Here is a 16002-nt window from a genome sequence, read left to right on the forward strand (position 1 = left end):
AATTAGTGAAGCTAAGATTAGAAGCGGTAGTGCGAGAAAGCTTTGTTAGCTTCAGCCATACGGTGCACGTCTTCACGCTTCTTAACAGCAGCACCTTTACCTTCAGCAGCGTCCAACAGCTCGCCGGCCAAACGCAGAGCCATAGACTTCTCGCCGCGCTTACGGGCGAAGTCTACCAACCAGCGCATTGCCAGGGCGTTACGACGGGACGGACGAACTTCGACCGGAACCTGGTAAGTAGCACCGCCTACACGGCGCGACTTCACTTCGACCAGCGGAGCGATGGCGTCGAGAGCTTTCTCGAAGATTTCCAGGGGGTCGCTGTTCTTGCGTTCTTTAACCTTTTCCAGCGCGCCATAAACGATACGCTCGGCAACGGCTTTCTTGCCGCTTTCCATCACGTGGTTCATGAACTTGGCCAGAATTTGGCTTCCGTATTTTGGATCGTCAAGCACTTCGCGCTTGGCTGCTACGCGTCTTCTTGGCATGGATAAGCCCTCAAACGGTCTTCAGGTTCGTTCGGAATCGGTGCCCTTGCGGGACGCCTCCGACCTTACTCTTATCGACTCAGAAAATAAGATGATTCAGTTTACAAAAAGCCGCTACTACTTAGGCTTCTTGGTACCGTACTTCGAACGACCCTGGTTACGACCTTTAACGCCGGAAGTATCCAAGGAGCCGCGTACGGTGTGGTAACGAACACCTGGCAAGTCTTTTACACGACCGCCGCGGATCAGTACCACGCTGTGCTCTTGCAGGTTGTGACCTTCACCACCGATGTACGAGGAAACCTCGAAACCGTTGGTCAGGCGCACACGGCATACTTTACGCAGTGCCGAGTTAGGTTTTTTCGGCGTAGTGGTATACACGCGAGTGCATACGCCACGACGTTGCGGGCAGTTCTGCAGCGCAGGTACGTCGGATTTCTCGACGATACGCTTACGCGGCTGACGTACCAGCTGGTTGATAGTTGCCATCTACTAGCTCCACTGTTGTCTTGCGACGCTATTGTCTTGCAAGAAAAGCAAAATGGCAGGAACGAATTCCCGCCAAATTTAGGGGTACAAGAGTCTAAAGAGGATCTTGCCCCCAGTCAAGGCAAGGCCCCGACCTCCCCCTCCATCGAAACCCGACAAAACTGTCTTGTTCCGACGAACGGGGCTGCCAGGGCCCGGACTTATTTATCGCAGAACTCAGTTACCGCTAGAGTTCAGCGCTTCGGTCAGTGCAGCTTCCACTTCACTGGCGCTTACGCGCAGCGGCTTGTCGAGTTCACGGCGACGCTTACGCTCGCTGTGGTAGGCCAAGCCGGTACCGGCCGGGATCAGTCGACCCACAACCACGTTTTCTTTCAGGCCGCGCAGGTAATCGCGCTTGCCGGTTACCGCTGCTTCGGTCAGTACGCGAGTGGTCTCCTGGAAGGAGGCCGCCGAGATGAACGACTCAGTGGACAACGACGCCTTGGTGATACCCAGCAACACGCGAGTGAACTTGGAAACAAATTTCTCTTCGGTTGCCAGACGCTCGTTTTCTACCAGTACGTGAGTCAGTTCCATCTGGTCGCCCTTGATGAAACTCGAATCGCCGGATTCAGCGATTTCAACTTTACGCAGCATCTGACGCAGGATGGTCTCGATGTGTTTATCGTTGATCTTCACGCCTTGCAGACGGTAAACGTCCTGGATCTCGTTAACGATGTACTTGGCCAGCGCACTCACACCCAGCAGACGCAGGATGTCGTGTGGATCGCTCGGACCGTCGGAGATAACTTCGCCGCGGTTTACCTGCTCGCCTTCGAACACGTTCAGGTGACGCCACTTCGGAATCAGCTCTTCATACGGATCGCTACCGTCGTTCGGGGTAATGACCAGACGGCGCTTGCCCTTGGTCTCTTTACCGAACGCGATGGTGCCGCTGACTTCAGCCAGGATCGACGCTTCTTTCGGACGACGAGCTTCGAACAAGTCGGCAACACGCGGCAGACCACCGGTGATGTCACGGGTCTTCGAAGTTTCTTGCGGGATACGCGCGATAACATCACCGATCGCGATCTTCGCACCATCCGCTACACCGACCAGGGCGTTGGCTGGCAGGAAGTACTGAGCGATAACGTCAGTGCCTGGCAGCAACAGATCCTTGCCGTTGTCATCGACCATCTTCACGGCAGGACGGATGTCTTTACCGGCAGCTGGACGATCTTTGGCGTCGAGTACTTCAATGTTGGTCATACCGGTCAATTCGTCAGTCTGACGCTTGATCGTGATGCCTTCTTCCATGCCCACGTAGGTCACGGTACCTTTCATTTCGGTAACGATTGGGTGAGTGTGCGGATCCCACTTGGCCACGATTGCGCCAGCGTCGACCTTGTCACCTTCTTTAACCGAAATCACAGCACCGTACGGCAGCTTGTAACGCTCACGCTCACGACCGAAGTCATCAGCAATCGCCAGCTCACCGGAACGGGACACAGCAACCAGGTGGCCATCCACTCGCTCAACGTGTTTCAGGTTGTGCAGACGGACAGTACCGCCATTCTTCACCTGAACGCTGTCGGCTGCGGAGGTCCGGCTTGCCGCACCACCGATGTGGAACGTACGCATGGTCAGCTGGGTACCCGGCTCACCGATGGACTGGGCAGCGATAACGCCGACCGCTTCACCGATGTTCACCTGGTGGCCACGAGCCAAGTCACGGCCGTAGCACTTGGCGCAGATACCGTAGCGGGTTTCGCAGCTGATCGGCGAGCGAACAATCACTTCGTCGATGCTGTTGAGTTCGATGAACTCGACCCACTTCTCATCCACCAGGGTGCCGGCAGGAACGATAACTTCCTCGGTACCTGGCTTGAACACGTCACGGGCAATAACACGACCCAATACGCGCTCACCCAGCGGCTCTACAACGTCACCGCCTTCAATGTGCGGAGTCATCAGCAGGCCGTGCTCGGTGCCGCAATCGATCTCGGTTACAACCAGATCTTGTGCAACGTCTACCAGACGACGAGTCAGGTAACCGGAGTTAGCGGTTTTCAACGCGGTATCCGCCAGACCTTTACGAGCACCGTGAGTAGAGATGAAGTACTGAAGTACGCTCAAACCTTCACGGAAGTTCGCAGTAATCGGCGTTTCGATGATGGAACCGTCCGGCTTGGCCATCAGGCCACGCATACCGGCGAGCTGACGGATCTGCGCAGCAGAACCCCGTGCGCCCGAGTCGGCCATCATGTACATCGAGTTGAAAGACTCTTGATCGACTTCCACGCCATGACGGTCGATAACCTTCTCTTTCGAGAGGTTGGCCATCATTGCCTTGGACACTTCGTCGTTGGCCTTGGACCAAAGGTCGATCACTTTGTTGTACTTCTCGCCCTGGGTTACCAGGCCGGAGGCGTACTGGCTCTCGATCTCTTTCACTTCGTCAGTAGCAGCACTGATGATGCGGGCTTTTTCATCCGGGATAACGAAGTCGTTAACACCGATGGAAACGCCGGAAATGGTCGAATAAGCAAAACCGGTGTACATCAACTGGTCAGCGAAAATCACGGTCTCTTTCAGACCAACCACGCGGTAGCACTGGTTGATCAGCTTGGAGATCGCCTTTTTCTTCATCGGCAGGTTGACGACGTCGTACGACAGACCTTTTGGCACAACCTGGTACAACAGCGCACGGCCGACAGTGGTGTCGACGATACGGGTGTTGCTCACGCTGCCGCCGTCACGGTCGTTGACGGTTTCGTGAATGCGCACTTTGACCTTGGCGTGCAGTGCGGCTTCGCCGGCACGGAACACACGGTCAACTTCTTGCAGGTCAGCGAACACACGACCTTCGCCCTTGGCGTTGATCGCTTCACGGGTCATGTAGTACAGACCCAATACAACGTCCTGCGACGGAACGATGATTGGCTCACCGTTGGCTGGCGACAGAATGTTGTTGGTCGACATCATCAACGCACGCGCTTCCAACTGGGCTTCCAGTGTCAGCGGTACGTGCACGGCCATTTGGTCGCCGTCGAAGTCGGCGTTGTACGCAGCACAGACCAGAGGGTGCAGCTGGATAGCCTTACCTTCGATCAGTACCGGTTCAAACGCCTGGATACCCAGACGGTGAAGGGTCGGTGCACGGTTGAGGAGGACCGGGTGTTCGCGAATCACTTCAGCGAGAACGTCCCAAACCTCTGGCAGTTCGCGCTCGACCATTTTCTTGGCCGCTTTGATGGTGGTCGCGAGACCGCGCATTTCCAGCTTGCCGAAGATGAAAGGCTTGAACAGCTCAAGCGCCATCTTCTTAGGCAGACCGCACTGGTGCAGACGCAGGGTCGGGCCTACGGTAATTACCGAACGACCGGAGTAGTCAACACGCTTACCGAGCAAGTTCTGACGGAAACGACCTTGCTTACCCTTGATCATGTCAGCCAGGGATTTCAGAGGACGCTTGTTGGAACCGGTAATAGCGCGGCCACGACGACCGTTGTCGAGCAAGGCGTCGACCGCTTCTTGCAACATACGCTTTTCGTTGCGCACGATGATGTCCGGAGCGGACAGATCAAGCAGGCGCTTCAAGCGGTTGTTACGGTTGATCACGCGGCGGTACAGGTCGTTGAGGTCGGACGTCGCGAAACGACCACCGTCCAACGGTACCAGCGGACGCAGGTCTGGCGGCAGAACCGGCAGAACAGTCAGCACCATCCACTCTGGCAGGTTGCCGGAACCCTGGAAGGCTTCCATCAACTTCAGACGCTTGGACAGCTTCTTGATCTTGGTTTCGGAGTTGGTTTGCGGAATTTCTTCACGCAGGCGGCCAATCTCGTGCTCCAGGTCGATAGCGTGCAGCAGTTCGCGGACAGCTTCGGCACCCATGCGGGCATCGAAATCGTCGCCGAACTCTTCCAGCGCTTCGAAGTACTGCTCGTCGTTGAGCAGCTGACCTTTTTCAAGGGTGGTCATGCCTGGGTCGATAACGACATAGCTCTCGAAGTAGAGAACGCGTTCGATATCACGCAGGGTCATGTCCATCAGCAAGCCGATACGGGACGGCAGCGATTTCAGGAACCAGATGTGGGCAACCGGCGAAGCCAGCTCGATGTGCGCCATGCGCTCACGACGAACCTTGGCCAGTGCAACTTCAACGCCGCACTTCTCGCAGATCACACCACGGTGCTTCAAGCGCTTGTACTTACCGCACAGGCACTCGTAATCCTTTACCGGGCCAAAGATCTTGGCGCAGAACAGGCCGTCACGCTCAGGTTTGAACGTACGGTAGTTGATGGTTTCCGGCTTTTTAACTTCACCGAACGACCACGAACGGATCATCTCAGGCGATGCCAATCCAATACGGATGGCGTCGAACTCTTCGACTTGACCCTGGTTTTTCAGCAAATTCAGTAGGTCTTTCAAGGCCTTTCCTCCTGGCGGAGCAGAGAGCGGGCATCACTGCCCCGCTCTCGATTCGCGTCACGTGTTATTCGGTTTCCAGATCGATATCGATGCCGAGGGAACGAATTTCTTTGATCAACACGTTGAAAGACTCGGGCATGCCCGGCTCCATACGGTGATCGCCGTCCACGATGTTTTTGTACATCTTGGTACGACCGTTCACATCGTCCGACTTCACTGTGAGCATTTCTTGCAGAGTGTATGCAGCACCGTATGCTTCCAGTGCCCAGACCTCCATCTCCCCGAAACGCTGACCACCGAACTGAGCCTTACCACCCAGCGGCTGCTGGGTAACCAGGCTGTACGAACCGGTAGAACGAGCGTGCATCTTGTCGTCTACCAAGTGGTTCAGCTTCAGCATGTACATGTAGCCAACAGTAACCGGGCGCTCGAACTTGTTGCCGGTACGGCCGTCGAACAGCTGCATCTGGCCGCTTTCTGGCAGGTCTGCCAGTTTCAGCATGGCCTTGATTTCGCTTTCCTTGGCACCGTCGAACACCGGGGTAGCCATTGGAACGCCGCCGCGCAGGTTTTTCGCCAGATCCAGGATTTCCTGGTCGGAGAAAGTGTCCAGCTCTTCTTTGCGGCCGCCGATCTCGTTGTAGATCTCGTGCAGGAACTTACGCAGGTCTGCGACCTTGCGCTGCTCTTCGATCATACGGTTGATCTTCTCGCCCAGACCTTTAGCCGCGAGGCCCAGGTGGGTTTCAAGGATCTGACCAACGTTCATACGCGAAGGTACGCCCAACGGGTTGAGGACGACGTCGACCGGGGTGCCATTGGCATCGTGCGGCATGTCTTCAACCGGCATGATCACGGAGACCACACCTTTGTTACCGTGACGACCGGCCATCTTGTCGCCCGGCTGAATGCGACGACGGATTGCCAGGTAAACCTTGACGATTTTCAGCACGCCTGGAGCCAGGTCATCGCCCTGCTGCAGTTTGCGCTTCTTGTCTTCGAACTTGTCGTCCAGCAGACGGCGGCGATCAACGATGTAGGCCTGGGCCTTCTCGAGCTGCTCGTTCAGAGCATCTTCAGCCATGCGCAGTTTGAACCACTGGCCGTGCTCAAGACCGTCGAGGATTTCGTCGGTGATATCCTGACCTTTCTTCAGACCTGCGCCGCCTTCAGCCTTGTGGCCTACCAGGGCAGAACGCAGACGTTCGAAGGTCGCGCCTTCAACGATACGGAACTCTTCGTTCAAATCCTTGCGGATTTCGTCGAGTTGAGTCTTCTCGATGGACAGTGCACGAGCATCACGCTCGACGCCGTCACGGGTGAAGACCTGTACGTCGATGACAGTACCCTTGGTACCAGTAGGTACGCGCAGGGAGGTGTCTTTAACGTCGCTGGCTTTTTCGCCGAAGATGGCACGCAGCAGCTTCTCTTCCGGAGTCAGCTGGGTCTCGCCTTTCGGAGTGACCTTACCGACCAGGATGTCGCCAGCGCCAACTTCAGCACCTACGTAAACGATACCGGCTTCGTCCAGCTTGTTCAGCGCAGCTTCACCCACGTTCGGGATGTCTGCAGTGATTTCCTCTGGCCCAAGCTTGGTGTCACGTGCCACACAGGTCAGTTCCTGGATGTGGATCGTGGTGAAACGGTCTTCTTGAACAACACGCTCGGACAGGCAGATGGAGTCTTCGAAGTTGAAGCCGTTCCACGCCATGAACGCGATGCGCATGTTCTGACCCAGAGCCAACTCACCCATATCGGTGGACGGACCGTCGGCCATGATGTCGCTACGCTGAACGCGATCACCCTTACGCACCAGCGGACGCTGGTTGATGCAGGTGTTCTGGTTCGAGCGGGTGTATTTGGTCAGGTTGTAGATGTCGACACCGGCTTCGCCAGTTTCAACTTCGTCATCGGCAACACGAACCACGATACGGCTGGCATCAACAGAGTCGATCACGCCGCCACGACGAGCCACGACGCAAACGCCGGAGTCACGGGCTACGTTACGCTCCATGCCGGTACCTACCAGCGGCTTGTCAGCGCGCAGGGTCGGTACAGCTTGACGCTGCATGTTGGAACCCATCAACGCACGGTTGGCGTCATCGTGTTCCAGGAACGGGATCAGCGATGCTGCAACCGAAACTACCTGCTTGGGCGATACGTCCATCAAGGTGACGTCTTCCGGCGCCTTGACGGTGAACTCGTTCAAGTGACGAACAGCTACCAGCTCGTCGATCAGGACTTTCTTGTCGTTCATCGTGGCCGAAGCCTGAGCGATCACGTGATCAGCTTCTTCGATGGCGGACAGGAAGACGATCTCGTCGGTGACCAGGGCGTCTTTCACCACGCGGTACGGGCTCTCGAGGAAGCCGTACTGGTTGGTGCGCGCATAGGCAGCCAGGGAGTTGATCAGACCGATGTTCGGACCTTCCGGCGTTTCGATCGGGCAAACACGACCGTAGTGCGTCGGGTGTACGTCACGAACTTCAAAGCCAGCACGCTCACGGGTCAGACCGCCCGGGCCCAGTGCAGAAACACGGCGCTTGTGGGTGATCTCGGAGAGCGGGTTGTTCTGGTCCATGAACTGCGAAAGCTGGCTGGAGCCGAAGAACTCTTTCACCGCCGCAGCCACTGGCTTGGCGTTGATCAGGTCTTGCGGCATCAGGCCTTCGCTTTCGGCCATCGACAGACGCTCTTTGACCGCACGCTCAACACGTACCAGGCCAACGCGGAACTGGTTCTCGGCCATTTCGCCTACGCAGCGAACACGACGGTTACCCAGGTGGTCGATGTCATCGACGATGCCTTTACCGTTACGGATGTCGACCAGAGTCTTCAGGACCGCAACGATGTCTTCCTTGCACAGCACGCCCGAACCTTCGATCTCGGTACGACCGATACGACGGTTGAACTTCATCCGGCCGACCGCAGACAGGTCATAGCGCTCAGGGCTGAAGAACAGGTTGTTGAACAGGGTTTCGGCAGCGTCTTTGGTTGGTGGCTCGCCTGGACGCATCATGCGATAGATTTCGACCAGCGCTTCCAATTGGTTGCTGGTGGAATCGATCTTCAGGGTGTCGGAGACGAACGGACCGCAGTCGATATCGTTGGTGTACAGGGTCTCGATGCGAACAACCTGGGCCTTGGCGATTTTTGCCAGGATCTCGGTGTTCAGCTCGGTGTTGCACTCAGCCAGGATCTCGCCTGTCGCCGGGTGAACGATAACCTTGGCGGTAGTGCGGCCCAGGACGTAGTCCAGAGGCACGTCCAGCGACTTGATACCGGCTTTTTCGATCTGGTTGATGTGGCGCGCAGTAATACGACGGCCAGCCTCAACAATGACCTTGCCCTTCTCATCCTGGATGTCCAGGACGGCAATTTCACCACGCAGACGCGAAGCAATCAGTTCCAGGCTGAGGGTTTCATCCTTCAGGCTGAATACGTTGGTGGTGTAGAAAGCGTCCAGCACTTGCTCAGTGGTATAGCCGAGCGCGCGCAGCAGTACCGAGGCCGGCAGCTTGCGACGACGGTCGATACGCACGAACACGCAGTCTTTAGGGTCGAACTCGAAGTCCAACCACGAACCACGGTACGGAATGATCCGCGCGGAGTACAGGAGCTTACCGGAGCTGTGCGTCTTGCCGCGGTCGTGGTCGAAGAACACGCCCGGGGAACGGTGCAGCTGGGAAACGATTACACGCTCGGTACCGTTGATAACGAAGGTACCGTTCTCAGTCATTAATGGGATTTCGCCCATGTAGACTTCTTGCTCTTTGATGTCCTTGATCGCTTTGTTCGACGATTCTTTGTCGAAAATGATCAGACGAACTTTTACCCGCAAAGGTACGGCGTACGTAACACCGCGCAACACGCATTCTTTGACATCAAATGCCGGTTCGCCCAGGCGATAACCGACGTACTCCAGCGCAGCATTGCCGGAGTAGCTGATGATCGGGAAAACGGATTTGAAGGCCGCATGCAGGCCCACGTCGCGGAACTGATCTTTGGTCGCTCCCGCCTGCAAGAATTCACGATACGAATCCAGCTGGATAGCCAGAAGGTACGGGACATCCATGACGTCCGGCAACTTGCTAAAGTCCTTGCGGATACGTTTTTTCTCAGTATATGAGTAAGCCATCAGCGTTCCCCAGCTTGGTCACCTGCTTGTTTGGCCCCCCCGACGGGAGCAGCCAGAAAATCTTGCAAACCCCTTGGTTTGCACCACCGCATCGGGTGGCTACAGCGCGTTAGTGGCGGCGACCGAGTCGACAGCCAAGAACGGAAAAAGGCCGGTGGCAAGAGCCACCAGCCATCAGCCTTCAGCTTAACGCTTGGGCTGGAAACGCAAGGTCGATGCTTACTTCAGCTCGACTTTAGCGCCTGCTTCTTCCAGTACTGCTTTGGCTTTGTCAGCAGCGTCTTTGGACACAGCTTCCAGAACCTGGGCAGGAGCGCCGTCAACTACAGCCTTGGCTTCTTTCAGGCCCAGACCGGTCAGTTCACGTACTGCCTTGATCACGTTTACTTTCTTCTCGCCAGCTTCCAGCAGCATGACGTTGAATTCGGTTTGCTCTTCAGCAGCAACAGCAGCAACAGCTGGGCCAGCGGAAGCAGCGGCAGCGGAAACGCCGAATTTTTCTTCGAAAGCTTTGATCAGCTCAACAACCTGCAGAACCGACATTTCAGCTACGGCGTTGAGGATATCGTCTTGGGAGATAGACATTGCTGTATTTCCTGAATTGGGGGACGGCCTACGCGGCCATCGAAATAAACAAAAAAACGCGAGAGACGTTGCTCAGCCTTAGGCTGCTGCAGCTTCTTTTTGCTCGCGAACTGCGGCCAGAGTACGAGCCAGCTTGCTGGTAGCGCCTTGAATCACGCTCATCAGCTGCGAAATAGCTTCGTTACGGGTCGGCAGTGTTGCCAGTACGTCGATTTGGTTAGCTGCGAGGAACTTGCCCTCGAACGCAGCTGCCTTGATCTCGAACTTATCCTGACTCTTGGCGAATTCCTTGAACAAACGGGCAGCAGCGCCTGGATGGTCCTTGGAGAACGCGATCAGAGTCGGGCCGGTGAACACGTCGTTGAGGACACTGTATTCAGTGTCAGCAACAGCGCGCTTGAGCAGGGTGTTACGTACAACACGTACGTATACGCCAGCTTCACGAGCCTCTTTACGGAGTCCGGTCATAGCGCCTACTGTCACACCACGGGCATCAGCCACGACAGCGGACAGAGCAGCTTTGGCAGCCTCGTTGACTTCAGCGACGATGGCCTTCTTGTCTTCGAGATTAATTGCCACGGGTTTAACTCCTGCTTGTTACCGTTTCATCTGGCCTAGGCCGGATGTCGTTTTGGTGTCTGATTCGGTAAGGAACCGGGAGCACCATCTGCGTAGGCTTGATGGTTTAAGACTTGCGTCGCCTACGGTCTTGGATAGCCCCCGCCAGGCAGGGACCCCAATTTTTCAATTGGCGCAATCACTCGCGCCAACCTGTGTCTTATACGTCCAGCGAACCCTGGTCGATGACCAGACCTGGGCCCATAGTGGTGCTCAGGGTAACGCGCTTGACGTAGATACCTTTCGAAGAAGCTGGCTTGATACGCTTCAGATCAGCGATCAGGGCTTCAACGTTTTCCTTCAGCTTGACGGCGTCGAAGCCGACCTTGCCAACGGAAGTGTGAATGATGCCGTTTTTGTCGGTGCGATAACGAACCTGACCAGCCTTGGCGTTTTTAACCGCGGTAGCTACGTCTGGAGTTACGGTACCGACTTTCGGGTTAGGCATCAGACCACGTGGACCCAGGATCTGACCCAACTGACCTACAACGCGCATTGCATCCGGGGAAGCAATAACTACGTCATAGTTCAGGTCGCCGCCTTTCATTTCGGCAGCCAGGTCGTCCATGCCAACGCGATCAGCGCCAGCGGCCAGAGCAGCTTCAGCTGCCGGGCCTTGGGTGAAGACAGCAACACGTACAGTCTTGCCAGTACCGTGTGGCAGCACAGTAGCGCTACGAACGACCTGGTCGGATTTACGTGGGTCAACACCCAGGTTTACAGCAACGTCAACGGACTCGCTGAACTTGACAGTCGACAGCTCGGTCAGCAGAGCAGCAGCATCTACAAAGTTGTAGGACTTGCCCGCTTCGATTTTGCCGGCGATAGCCTTTTGGCGCTTGGTCAGCTTAGCCATTACACACCCTCCACGTTAAGGCCCATGCTACGAGCAGAACCGGCGATGGTACGCACGGCTGCATCCATATCAGCTGCAGTCAGATCCGCGTTTTTGGTTTTCGCGATTTCTTCCAGCTGAGCACGAGTTACGGTGCCAACCTTAACGGTGTTCGGACGAGCGGAACCGCTAGTCAAACCAGCAGCTTTCTTCAACAGAACCGAAGCCGGGGTCGACTTGGTTTCGAAAGTGAAGCTACGGTCGCTGTATACAGTGATGATCACTGGAGTCGGCAGACCTGGCTCAATACCCTGGGTACGGGCGTTGAAGGCCTTGCAGAATTCCATGATGTTCACGCCGTGCTGACCCAGAGCTGGACCGACGGGTGGGCTAGGGTTGGCCTGAGCGGCCTTCACTTGCAGCTTGATGTAAGCGGTAATCTTCTTGGCCATGAGGCACTCCAATTACGGGTTCAAGCGCCTCGAAAGGCTCCCCGGTTACTTGCGCGTTTATCCCAGTGACGACAAAACCCCACAGCCTAAGGCTGCGGGGTTGGGATGCTTTGTCAGCTAGACCTTTTCGACCTGGCTGAACTCCAACTCTACCGGAGTAGAGCGACCGAAAATGAGCACCGCCACTTGGATCCGGCTCTTTTCGTAGTTAACTTCTTCGACAGTACCGTTGAAATCAGCAAACGGACCATCAGTGACACGAACAACCTCACCCGGCTCGAACAACGTCTTCGGCTTTGGCTTGTCGCTACCGTCAGCAACACGACGCAGAATCGCTTCTGCTTCCTTGTCAGTGATCGGTGCAGGCTTATCAGCGGTACCGCCGATGAAGCCCATGACGCGAGGAGTGTCCTTGACCAAGTGCCAAGTACCCTCATTCATGTCCATCTGTACCAGCACGTAGCCAGGGAAGAACTTGCGCTCGCTTTTGCGTTTCTGGCCATTACGCATTTCAACCACTTCTTCAGTGGGAACCAGAATTTCGCCGAAGCCATCTTCCATGCCTGCCAGCTTTACGCGCTCTAGCAAAGAGCGCATGACATGCTTCTCGTAACCCGAGTAAGCATGCACAACGTACCAACGCTTAGCCACGGGACACCCTTAGCCAACAATCAAGGAAACAAGCCAGCCGAGCAGGGAATCAAGACCCCACAACAGCAACGCCATAACCAGAACAACAGCCACAACAATCAGCGTGGTCTGCGTGGTTTCTTGGCGAGTTGGCCAAACGACTTTACGTATTTCGGTGCGAGCTTCCTTTACCAGCACAGCGAAAGACTTACCCTTTACTGTCTGCAGACCAATGAAAACGGCCACAGCAGCAAGAGCGAGCAATACGAGTACGCGGTACAGGATCGGCGAAGCAGAATAATACTGATTGCCAACAACGCCTACGACCACCAAAGCGACGACAGCGAGCCACTTAACCAGATCGAAACGAGAGCTTTGAGCTTCAGCCTTAGGAGTCATCTATGAAGATCCTGTGAAAAGAAAGCCAGATACACCACGTGAATCTGGCAGGTCAGGAGGGAATCGAACCCCCAACCTACGGTTTTGGAGACCGTCGCTCTGCCAATTGAGCTACTGACCTAAAACAAAATCAGGCCGACCATTATGCAGGCCTGAAAAAGACTTTACAACAACCAACCCCAATAGACTTGAAACAACCCGATAACACCAGGCAAAACAACATCAAGCCGAGGCAGCTGTTAAAACAAAGGCAGATATTTTCATATCTGCCTTGTTATATGGAGCTCTTGAGCGGATTTGAACCGCTGACCTCACCCTTACCAAGGGTGTGCTCTACCAACTGAGCTACAAGAGCGAAACACTTTGCACAACCTGCAAACTTGGAGCGGGTAGCGGGAATCGAACCCGCATCATCAGCTTGGAAGGCTGAGGTTCTACCACTAAACTATACCCGCGGAGCTTGCAGCTCACGCTAAAAATGGTGGAGGGGGAAGGATTCGAACCTTCGAAGTCGTAGACGTCAGATTTACAGTCTGATCCCTTTGGCCGCTCGGGAACCCCTCCTAAGCGAGCCGGCATTTTACATTACGCCGACCTTCTGTCAAGCATTTTCTCATAAAAAATATGAGGTTAGCTGCGTGACGATCGCTTCACACCAACTTCCCAAGAGGGTCATCACTGTGGAGCGGGCGCCATTCTATGCAAACTATTCGACAGTTGCAATGCCTTCGCACGGCATTATTTTATGTTTTAACTCATTGAATTCATTAGCAAGGCTTTCAAAAGGCAGATCGTCAGCCAGGCGGCGGCTTTCAGGCGCTACACGCAACCAGAAAGAAGGCGCACCCGCTGAGACCAACGACTGGATCCGGACCCTGATATCCAGACTGATAAGCCGCTGCTCCAGGAACTGCGCTTGCTCATGACTCGAAAACCCTCCGATATACAAGCAGCCAGCAGGCGCCTCCGGAGCCTTGGCCTTGTCACGCCGCGACACAGAGTCCGCCGACTCGCTCAGCAGCTGAATATCTTGCTGGGAGCCCCGGTACAGCGCCAACGGAGTGACATCCTTTGCACGCAGCGGAGCCTCTTGCTGGTGCCAGACGTAATAAAAAACATTGAGGACCAGCAGCAACAGAAACAACCAACGCATAAAAACCTCAGGACAAAGGGCACGCCATCGCCAAGCCAACAAATACCAGGTCCGGAACGAAGCGAGCGCCCGGCAAGGCGTCAGCGACCAACTCCGCATCCCCCCCCGTAAGAAACACCGAGAAGTCTTCCCCCCAATAACTGCGGGCCAGTTCCAGTTGTGACTGAGCAAAACCGCGGAGCATGAGCGTGCAACCTCGTTCAACGGCTTGGGCAGTGGTACGGCCAGGCACCAGGCTTTCCAACGCACGCTCAGCAGCAACATCGTCATACCGTATTTTACGGGTATGGGTTCGCAGCTGATTGCGCATCAGGGGCATGCCCGGGCAGATAAATCCTCCAAGATGCTCGCCATCAGCCGTGATGAAATCGGCAGTGGCCGCCGTACCAAAATCAAGCACCAGGCATGCTCCCGAGGCTAGCTGGAAGCCTCCAAGCATCGCCAGCCAACGATCCAGCCCTAGACGGGCGTAGTCTTCATACCCATTGCGCACGCCGGCCATTTCACGCGACGGCGCAGCACAGCTGATAGAAACACCAAAGGCCGCAACCAACACACCCGCCAGGCGGTTCGTCTCTTCCTGCGCGCGAACGCTGACCAATCTGCAATGCTGCAGCGACAGTCCAGTCAACGAATGAAGGCTACCCAGCAACGCCACATCGGAATCAACAACCCCTTCAGCAAAAACGGCTGAGTGGCTTGCCTCGAGCACTCGCCATTTGATGAAACTATTCCCACAGTCGAGTTCAAGAATCATCACGCAACCTCAGGCTTAACTCACCACCACTGTATATTTTCTCAACACCGTTTACTTCGAGACGTAGAGCGCCTTGATCATCAATACCCAGCACAACCCCGTCCACCTGGTTAACACCTGCGATCAATGACACCGCCTTTCCCTGCCATAGATGATTTTGCTCCCACTCCTGGCGAATTACCGAAAAGCCGGAATCTCTATGATGATCGAGATAACCTTGTAACGCCTGACTCAGGTGTGCGACCAGATGATTTCGGTCTACCGCACGACCTGTTTCGAGCTGTATTGATGTCCACTGCTGATCCACTTCCGCGGCGCTCTGCATGTTCGCATTGATACCAATACCGAGCACTACATGGCATACGTCAACAGGGTCCCCTACCAACTCAAGAAGGATGCCAGCTATCTTCTTCGAACCAACGAGCACGTCATTAGGCCACTTCAAACCCGAACCGTGGACACCAAAGTCGCGCAACGTTTGCATCACCGCCAAGCCCACGACGAGACTCAGCCCTTCTAGCTGTCGTAAACCGCCATCGATACGAAGCACAAGGCTGTAGTAAACATTCTGTGCAAATGGACTGACCCATTTACGCCCTCGACGCCCCCTTCCTGCGGTCTGCTGTTCTGAGAGAACAAGAAACGGCGCCACCTGCCCCGCCTCAATAAGGCGCAAAGCCTCGGCATTAGTGGAGCCGATGGTCTCGGATATAAAAACTGAACCTGCGCAGACCTGTGACTTGAGGGCGATCTCATCAGCGCTCAATAGAACCAGCGGGGACGCCAATTGATAGCCCCTCCCCCTGACCTTGTGAATTGTCAGATCCAGCTCGATCTCCAGATGCTGGAGTTGCTTCCACACAGCACTACGACTGACGCCCAGGGCGGCGCCTAGCGCTTCACCCGAGTGGAATCGGCCATCTTTCAGAAGTTTTAACAACGTCAGCATGCAAGTCTCGCCTCACAATGAGGCACGCATGATAGCCATGCGCAGAGCCATTGCATAGAAAGCAAGCTGGCTTATGGCGAGAGCGCAGGGACA

The 16002-nt window shown here is 55.5% G+C and carries 13 protein-coding genes and 4 tRNA genes; all 17 read right to left on the reverse strand.

Annotated features, from left to right (window positions below):
* Nucleotides 1–17: 17 nt before the first annotated feature.
* A complete protein-coding gene (rpsG, locus tag PSH80_RS23995; protein WP_002555493.1) occupies nucleotides 18–488 on the reverse strand; it encodes a 30S ribosomal protein S7 in 471 nt (156 codons plus the stop codon).
* A gap of 117 nt (nucleotides 489–605) precedes the next feature.
* Nucleotides 606–977: a 30S ribosomal protein S12 gene (rpsL, locus tag PSH80_RS24000; RefSeq protein WP_002555494.1), complete on the reverse strand. Its 372-nt coding sequence runs from the start codon at nucleotides 975–977 to the stop codon at nucleotides 606–608.
* Nucleotides 978–1193: 216 nt separating this feature from the next.
* Nucleotides 1194–5393, reverse strand: coding sequence for a DNA-directed RNA polymerase subunit beta' (gene rpoC, locus PSH80_RS24005; protein WP_057960765.1), 4200 nt, complete (start codon nucleotides 5391–5393; stop codon nucleotides 1194–1196).
* Between the two features lie 64 nt (nucleotides 5394–5457).
* The gene (rpoB, locus tag PSH80_RS24010; RefSeq protein WP_053138310.1) at nucleotides 5458–9531 is read right to left on the reverse strand and encodes a DNA-directed RNA polymerase subunit beta; all 4074 of its coding nucleotides are present in this window, start codon (nucleotides 9529–9531) and stop codon (nucleotides 5458–5460) included.
* Between the two features lie 219 nt (nucleotides 9532–9750).
* Complete coding sequence (gene rplL, locus PSH80_RS24015; protein ID WP_003210093.1) at nucleotides 9751–10116, reverse strand: 50S ribosomal protein L7/L12; 366 nt, start codon at nucleotides 10114–10116, stop codon at nucleotides 9751–9753.
* A gap of 78 nt (nucleotides 10117–10194) precedes the next feature.
* Entirely contained in the window at nucleotides 10195–10695 is a 501-nt protein-coding gene (rplJ, locus tag PSH80_RS24020; RefSeq protein WP_003176433.1) for a 50S ribosomal protein L10, read from the reverse strand.
* Nucleotides 10696–10894: 199 nt separating this feature from the next.
* A complete protein-coding gene (gene rplA, locus PSH80_RS24025; RefSeq protein ID WP_003176434.1) occupies nucleotides 10895–11590 on the reverse strand; it encodes a 50S ribosomal protein L1 in 696 nt (231 codons plus the stop codon).
* Nucleotides 11590–12021, reverse strand: a complete 432-nt coding sequence (gene rplK / locus PSH80_RS24030) for a 50S ribosomal protein L11 (protein WP_003210097.1) — start codon at nucleotides 12019–12021, stop codon at nucleotides 11590–11592. Before rplK ends, rplA begins: the two co-directional genes overlap by 1 nt.
* A 117-nt stretch (nucleotides 12022–12138) precedes the next feature.
* On the reverse strand, nucleotides 12139–12672 hold the full coding sequence (nusG, locus tag PSH80_RS24035) for a transcription termination/antitermination protein NusG (protein WP_003176436.1): 534 nt from the start codon (nucleotides 12670–12672) through the stop codon (nucleotides 12139–12141).
* A 9-nt stretch (nucleotides 12673–12681) separates the two neighbouring features.
* Nucleotides 12682–13050, reverse strand: coding sequence for a preprotein translocase subunit SecE (gene secE, locus PSH80_RS24040; RefSeq protein WP_029299242.1), 369 nt, complete (start codon nucleotides 13048–13050; stop codon nucleotides 12682–12684).
* 45 nt (nucleotides 13051–13095) lie between these two features.
* Nucleotides 13096–13171: transfer RNA gene (locus PSH80_RS24045), tRNA-Trp, on the reverse strand.
* A gap of 158 nt (nucleotides 13172–13329) precedes the next feature.
* Nucleotides 13330–13405 (reverse strand) — tRNA-Thr (locus tag PSH80_RS24050).
* Nucleotides 13406–13431: 26 nt separating this feature from the next.
* Nucleotides 13432–13505, reverse strand: a tRNA-Gly gene (locus PSH80_RS24055).
* Nucleotides 13506–13529: 24 nt separating this feature from the next.
* Nucleotides 13530–13614 (reverse strand) — tRNA-Tyr (locus PSH80_RS24060).
* A 142-nt stretch (nucleotides 13615–13756) separates the two neighbouring features.
* Nucleotides 13757–14203 (reverse strand): hypothetical protein, encoded by a 447-nt coding sequence (locus PSH80_RS24065; protein ID WP_057960766.1) that lies wholly within the window; start codon nucleotides 14201–14203, stop codon nucleotides 13757–13759.
* Between the two features lie 7 nt (nucleotides 14204–14210).
* Nucleotides 14211–14960 (reverse strand): pantothenate kinase, encoded by a 750-nt coding sequence (locus PSH80_RS24070; protein ID WP_057438743.1) that lies wholly within the window; start codon nucleotides 14958–14960, stop codon nucleotides 14211–14213.
* The gene (gene birA / locus PSH80_RS24075; protein ID WP_057960767.1) at nucleotides 14950–15909 is read right to left on the reverse strand and encodes a bifunctional biotin--[acetyl-CoA-carboxylase] ligase/biotin operon repressor BirA; all 960 of its coding nucleotides are present in this window, start codon (nucleotides 15907–15909) and stop codon (nucleotides 14950–14952) included. The genes PSH80_RS24070 and birA overlap by 11 nt, the downstream gene beginning before the upstream one ends.
* Between the last annotated feature and the right edge of the window lie 93 nt (nucleotides 15910–16002).

Source organism: Pseudomonas sp. FP818 (genome assembly GCF_030687335.1).
Classification (GTDB): domain Bacteria; phylum Pseudomonadota; class Gammaproteobacteria; order Pseudomonadales; family Pseudomonadaceae; genus Aquipseudomonas; species Aquipseudomonas shahriarae.